The 853-nt window shown below is 61.0% G+C and carries 1 protein-coding gene; it reads right to left on the bottom strand.

Going from position 1 to position 853, the window contains the following annotated elements; genetic code table 11:
• Positions 1-774 (bottom strand): IS4 family transposase (locus tag NW818_RS05175; protein ID WP_414423994.1); only part of this gene is annotated, 774 nt, incomplete at its 3' end.
• Positions 775-853: the final 79 nt, after the last annotated feature.

Genomic DNA, 853 nt, shown 5'->3' with positions numbered 1-853 from the left:
GATCTCCCAGCGCCGGGCGTATCGAGCAGGGGCCTGCTGGGGATCGGCCTCGGTAATCAGAAGCAGGTACTCCCCCTTCCGCAAACGGCTGCCCATCAGGTAGGTGGGTTGCCCCCACAGCCGAACCGGTTTGGGCAGGGCTTCCCACTCCCCGTACCCCAGATGCCGGAACAACTGCTGGACGGGTCGGCTGTGGCCCTTGTAGGTGACCCGGCTCCCCGCTTTGATGCGCAGGGTGTAGGGCACTTTCTGCCAGCGCAGGTAGCGCAGAAAGCCGGTGCAGGCAAACTCCCGATCCGCACACAGGGACTGGATGCGCGCTTTGGGTAAGAAAGTGAGCAGCCGTCGGAGCAAGCCCAGTCGCTCCCGCAGGTTACTGCTACCGGCCTTACCCAGAAAGCACCACACCAGGGGGTAAGCTACCCCCTGATGGGCCACCCCGATGAACAGCAGGTTGATGCTGAGGCGGCCCAACTTCCACTCGGTACGATCCAGGCTCAAGACCAGCTTTTGCTCCGGGTTTTGCGGTAAGAGCTGCAGGATCAGCCGTCCGATGGTTTCCTGGTCGAAGCTGAACCCGGCCAGGAACCTTTGGCAGCGGCGGTAGTTGGAGGCGATGTGCACCCAGGGGTTCAAGGCTACGGCGATCTGGGCCAGGTTGACACTGCGGACGCGGATCAAGGCCAGCACAAATGCGGCCAGAAAGTCCAGTCGGGCTCGATGCCACTGCAGGTGGGGTCGAAAAACTTCGCTGAGTTCACTATGATGATTCATGGGACTACCTCTTGGCGGGGCAGTCCCTATTTTTATCAGCTCCTACGTGCTTCTGGCAAGTTTTGTCGTGTACCTAGGT

It is taken from the genome of Synechococcus sp. R6-5, assembly GCF_047461775.1.
GTDB lineage: Bacteria > Cyanobacteriota > Cyanobacteriia > Thermostichales > Thermostichaceae > Thermostichus.
The sequence above is the reverse complement of the archived record's forward strand: the minus strand, read 5'-3'. Positions and strand labels throughout refer to the sequence as shown.